This is a genomic window from Pantoea sp. T14 (genome assembly GCF_036663535.1).
In the GTDB taxonomy this organism is placed as follows: Bacteria; Pseudomonadota; Gammaproteobacteria; order Enterobacterales; family Enterobacteriaceae; genus Pantoea; species Pantoea phytostimulans.
Genome location: NZ_JAWUEB010000018.1, coordinates 1 through 5,275, shown reverse-complemented (window position 1 = coordinate 5,275; position 5,275 = coordinate 1). Strand labels below are relative to the sequence as shown.

General features: G+C 43.0%; 5 protein-coding genes. 2 read left to right on the top strand and 3 right to left on the bottom strand.

Annotated elements, in window-relative coordinates; genetic code table 11:
- Positions 1-390 precede the first annotated feature (390 nt).
- From SC127_RS07845 to SC127_RS07835, 3 genes are all read right to left on the bottom strand, one after another.
- On the bottom strand, positions 391-813 hold the full coding sequence (locus SC127_RS07845) for a helix-turn-helix domain-containing protein (protein WP_332625924.1): 423 nt from the start codon (positions 811-813) through the stop codon (positions 391-393).
- Positions 814-823: 10 nt separating this feature from the next.
- Positions 824-1,003, bottom strand: coding sequence for a Rop family plasmid primer RNA-binding protein (locus tag SC127_RS07840; RefSeq protein ID WP_332625923.1), 180 nt, complete (start codon positions 1,001-1,003; stop codon positions 824-826).
- A gap of 201 nt (positions 1,004-1,204) precedes the next feature.
- A complete protein-coding gene (locus tag SC127_RS07835) occupies positions 1,205-1,345 on the bottom strand; it encodes a hypothetical protein (protein ID WP_332625922.1) in 141 nt (46 codons plus the stop codon).
- 796 nt (positions 1,346-2,141) lie between these two features.
- Here SC127_RS07835 and SC127_RS07830 point away from each other — a divergent pair.
- Both SC127_RS07830 and SC127_RS07825 read left to right on the top strand, forming a co-directional pair.
- The gene (locus tag SC127_RS07830) at positions 2,142-3,992 is read left to right on the top strand and encodes a restriction endonuclease subunit M (protein ID WP_332625921.1); all 1,851 of its coding nucleotides are present in this window, start codon (positions 2,142-2,144) and stop codon (positions 3,990-3,992) included.
- Entirely contained in the window at positions 3,989-4,681 is a 693-nt protein-coding gene (locus SC127_RS07825; protein WP_332625920.1) for a restriction endonuclease subunit S, read from the top strand. Before SC127_RS07830 ends, SC127_RS07825 begins: the two co-directional genes overlap by 4 nt.
- The last annotated feature ends 594 nt before the right edge of the window (positions 4,682-5,275 follow it).

Below are 5,275 nucleotides of genomic sequence, written 5' to 3'. Positions count from 1 at the left end.
AAAAAAACGCCATAAAAAACCGATATAGGCATGAAAACGCCAAAAAGACGCCAAAAAGACGCCAAAAAGACGCCAAGTTTGGAATGGCGTTAGGCGAAGCTTAACCGCTCCAAAGACACATCTTTTCCTGCCGTTTTGTGAAGCTGGCGCAGCGGCGATGGCCACAAAACACTTCTTGTCCCGGTATTAAGCCTTTCTGGCTGAACGCGCCCTTACCGGCTTCAGTTTCTGCGTGCTCAGAAAGCCGCGAACAGGTTAGCAGGCGAAACCTCACAAGAATCTAACTGCCTGTCATCCCGATCCAGCTGAGACGCAGGAAGCACAGAAATAGCCGTGTTATCGGGACTAGAACATTGGATAATTGGTAAGGTAACAGGCTTTGCGAACCTGTTATTTCCAAAATTGCCACCATTTAGCCGGGGTTCGTAAGGGTTGCTGCGCGTTCTGTTTATATTCAAGAAGCAGCATTGCCTGTCGAAGGGAATTAATATGGTCATCCCGGGAGGCTACAGCCTCTTTTAAACCTTCGTTTTCCTTCTGTAACAACTCAAGCTTATGCTGTAAATGATGTAAATCAGGACTGTTAACCTGTGTAATTTCCTGCTCCGGCTTTACTGTAAAGGCTGTTACTTCCGGGAGGTTTTCAATAGCGCCAAAAACCCTGATAAGCTCAGAAGTATCAATGACTTTTACATTCTTTCCGGCCTTTACAACAGACGTAAAATTAAGTTGTCCGCTGTTCAACATCTTGTAAATGGTAGGGCGACTGATGCCGGCAAGCCTTGCTGCTTCACTGATTGACACTTTTGCCATGCAGATTTCGCTATTCTTGAGTTAACGTTGCCAGAAGTTTGTCATAAAGGCGTTCAGCATCTTCATGAAGCTTTTCGCACATATCCGCTTCACCGTCTAAATCCAGCTCATTGAGCTTTTCCAGTAAAAGCAGGCTCTGGTCCTGAATGAATTTTGCCATGTTCAGTGCAGTTTTTTGCTGTTTAGTCATCAGACTGTCCGGTGCGTACGTGCCCTATACTGAAATCTGGTGAAATTCTACTTCCGCGGCTCCACTGGCTACGCCAGACGAACGCTGCGGCAAGCGTGGCTGATTAACGACGAAAGGGCTTAGGCTTGCTCCAGGCAAACTCAGCGGACTGACGTTCTTCAGCCCGTGCCTGTTTAGCTGCTTCAGCTTCACGCTGTCCCATCAACTGTTCACGGGCAACCCGCAGCACTCCTTTTTTTCCGGCCCTGACAGCTTTTTGCCTTTTTCCCGTTCCACTGCAAAGACAGCATCATCGAGAAAATGCTTTTCCTTTTTAGATACAACATGCAGACGACCAGCCATAAATCTTCCAGTTTAACGTCAACAGCGCCCCCCTTTCCCCCCGAGCCAGATCCCCGACACCCCGGTTTTCCATAGGCTTCGCCCTCCTGACGAACATCACAGAAATCTGGCGATTCCCGGCGCTCAAATCAGAAGGGGCGAAACCCGACAGGACTTAAAGATACCGGACGTTTCCCTCCGGTGGCTCCCTCGTGCGCTCTCCTGTTCCCACCTTACAGCTTAGCCCGTGTCTTTCCGCTGTTATGGCCGCGTTTTCTCATACCACGCCTGACACTGGGTGCTGCTTAGGTGGTTCGCTCCAAGCTGGGCTGTATGCACGAACTCCCCGTTCAGCCCGACTACCACGTCTTGTTCAGGTAACTGTTCTCTTGAGTCCAACCCTGACAGACACGACAAATCGCCATTGGCGGTAGCCAACGGTAACTGATTTACGGAGCGGAGAAGTATGTGCTAAGTATGCTAAGAGCCTTGAAGTATCAGCCCAACTACGGCTACACTGAAAGGACAAATTTGGTTACTGCGCTCCGTTAAAGCCAGTTACCACGGTTCAAAAGAGCGCCAACTCTCGAGAACCTTCGAAAAACCGCCCGCCAAGGCGGTTTTTTCGTTTCTTGCCAACGAGATTACCTTGGGCCTATCCCGATCTCAAGAAACTTTTCTGTTGCCTCATCTTTCATCAAGCATCCACAAGCCAGTGAATTCAAACCTAGTGAAAAAATCACACATGAAGTGTAATATGTGATTTCGGCTTTTAAAGGCCTTTTTCTTAGAACTTTAACTTTATTGAAGGTAACACATGGCGAGCTTAGGTGAGTTTGAACTTATTCATCCGGACAATTGGTTATTTCAAAGCCATGGAGATGTAGCATCAGCCAGAAGAAGAGCTATCGATTGGGAAGCGAATCATGGTTCGCTTGATGGAGCTCCAGATGTAATTGAAGAATTTGTTCGTCAATGGGTTTTACATCGTTTACTGACAGTCTATAAATATCCTCGCGGCTGGCTAGGTGAAAAGATAACCATTGAAGAATCAATTAAAATGGGCTCATCAGAAAAGCAGGCTGATATTACAATTAAAAATGACAATAGGCGGCCATTTTTAATTATTGAAACCAAATCTAGGAACTCTACCCCAATAGAGTATAAGGAGGCGGAGCGTCAATTAGAATCATATTTGGCTTCTACACATACCGCGACCATCGGAATGGTAACGGATGGCATAACAACAAAAAGCGTAAGAAAAAAAATAGACCCGAATGATTTTGACTATATATCTGATATACCATTATATGGTGGTGACTTATCAGTCAAAGTAAAGCTATCAAGAGAATTAAATCATTTAAAGGATGGCCGAAAAACAGGCTTGACCCCTATAACAGAGGAATACAATAGATTATTAGTAGAGTGCCATAATATCCTACGAGATATTGATGGTCTTCATGATGATGAAGCTTTAGATGAGTTATCAAAGATAATTTATGTTAAAATCTTTGATGAAAGAAAAACAATAGAAAAACCTTTAGGAACAGATTTTGGTTTTCAAACATATGGCGCAGCCAACCCTTCAGAAGCAGCCTCTAATATTAGGGAGCTTTATGAAGAGGCTAAACGAAAAGAAATAGAAGTTTATAGCCAAAGAATACCCGGATATGAGCGTTCAAGAGGAGTGTTTAAAGCTCCTATAAAACTCAGCGATATAGCCCTTTTCAAGGTCGTAGAGAAAATACAAGATTTTTCATTTGTTGATAGTAGAGCAGACATAAAAGGAACTGCTTTTCAGAAGGTCCTTGGATCAGCTATACGAGCCGGCATGGGCCAATACTTCACACCAGACCCTATTGTTGAGTTAGCTATAGGTTTAGTCAAGCCCACGGCGTCCGATGTGATTTTAGATCCATTCTGTGGATCAGGTCACTTCCTTAGCAAATGCTTAGATTATGTTATGGATAATCAGCGTGAAACTCTAGATGATTATGGTATTCATCAATTTAAATTCTTTCATTTACATGGAATAGAAAAATCAGATCGTATGGTTCGTATAGCAATGACTGATATGATGCTGCATGATGATGGACATACTAACATCAGAAACCTTGACTCTCTATTAAGCTTCGATAATTATCCTGATATTGTTTCTATAGGCGGAGATAATAATCATTCTCCTGAAGTGTTTGATATAATCATGACAAACCCACCATTTGGTTCTATTATGCGACAAGAAGTTATGGGTATGGTTGGTAGATTCGAACTAGGAAATAAGAAAAAATCATTACCCTTAGAAATAATAGGCTTAGAAAGATGCTTTCAATTTCTTAAACCTGGTGGGAAATTAGCTATAGTTCTTCCTGATGGGCTTCTAAAAAATAAAACTTCCTTATTTGTAAGGGATTGGGTTTTAAATAAGGCAAAGTTAAAAGCCATAATTAGCTTACCAGAAGAAACTTTCCAGCCATATGGCGCAATGGTAAAAACATCTTTGTGTATTTTTCAAAAAAGAAAGAAAAATGAAAATGAAACTGAAACTGAAAACAATGTTTTCCTTTGCGAGATAGAAAACATAGGATTTGATGCTACCGGGCGAGCTAAGCAAGGGAGCGAAATACATAACGCCATTGAAGCCTTCCATAAAATGGGGGGATGGAAATGAAAATAAAAATAGAGACTCAGAATAATCTTGGTCGGGAAGGTCGTTGGGATATTGATTACCACTTACCGCCAGAAGAAATAAGCAAATTTAACAATGGGTTAATAAAAAAAATTTCTGACGTTGCTTTTGTTGTGAAAGAAAAGAGAGACCCAACTAAAAACCCTGATAACGTTTTCCAATACATTGACATTTCATGCGTGGACGTTACATCAGGCACAATAATATCCCCCCAAGAGTTAACTGGTGAAGAGGCACCATCGCGAGCACGAAAAGTAGTTATGAAAGAAGATATAATTATTTCGACTTGTCGCCCTACTAGGGGAGCGATAGCTATTGTTCCTTCTGAACTAAATGATCAGATAGCTTCTACAGGTTTTAGTGTTATTCGTTGCAAAAAAGAAAAAATAAACCCGCTGTACTTGCAATTTGTTTTGAAAATGGAGAGCACGCTAGAGCAGTTCAGGAAATTCTCCACCGGCTCAAGCTATCCTGCTATATTAGATAGTGATGTAATGAAAACCCAAATCCCAGTTCCTGACTTGGAACTACAAGATAAAATCGCTAAATTTATAGATCAGGAAAAGAAAAATAGAGAGGAAACTATAAAAATGGCGAATAATAACTATTCGGATGCCCTGCTTTTAGCTCAGAGCAGTTTGAATGCCGGCGTTTTTTCTGATGAAAAATAATAATTAAAAACCTAGAACCGGAGAAAGTATGACCATATAAAGTGGCCAGCCGATAGGCGGCCACTTTCTTATTCGCGGCATTTAACATAACATTTCTTGGGCGCACCGCGAAAACGACCTCAGCGCCGTTCTGCGACAAGCGGACCAAAACCCGGCCCTTTCCCGCCTGAAAACGCCGAAATCCGCTCTGATAAATTTTGTGCGTGTGCATGGCTATGCACGGAAGTGAATGGCGGACAGTTTTGGGGGGATGTTGTCACTAAGGGCGGATTTGCTGCGCAAAACGCCCCCGATAACGGTGAACGAGCGCGGAATTCTTTCGCGTTCGTGAGATGCTGGTCAAGTCATCAGACTCGGTAGAAATATGCTGAGGAGCTGGGTTGAATTTAACGAAGGGTTATCAGCTCGTAGAGATGAATGGGATTCGGAAGGGGCACCCTTGCGGCGCGGCGATGTATACATCGCTAACGTGCCTCAGCGTTTACTTAACCTGAGCCATGAGCGTCAAAAAAACGTCAAAAAAACGCCATAAAAAACCGATATAGGCATGAAAACGCCAAAAAGACGCCAAAAAGACGCCAAAAAGACGCCAAG

Coding starts and splice junctions, on each gene's coding strand:
- SC127_RS07835 (WP_332625922.1), bottom strand. CDS start 1,345: ATGGCTGGTCGTCTGCATGTTGTATCTAAAAAGGAAAAGCATTTTCTC.
- SC127_RS07825 (WP_332625920.1), top strand. CDS start 3,989: ATGAAAATAAAAATAGAGACTCAGAATAATCTTGGTCGGGAAGGTCGT.
- SC127_RS07845 (WP_332625924.1), bottom strand. CDS start 813: ATGGCAAAAGTGTCAATCAGTGAAGCAGCAAGGCTTGCCGGCATCAGT.
- SC127_RS07830 (WP_332625921.1), top strand. CDS start 2,142: ATGGCGAGCTTAGGTGAGTTTGAACTTATTCATCCGGACAATTGGTTA.
- SC127_RS07840 (WP_332625923.1), bottom strand. CDS start 1,003: ATGACTAAACAGCAAAAAACTGCACTGAACATGGCAAAATTCATTCAG.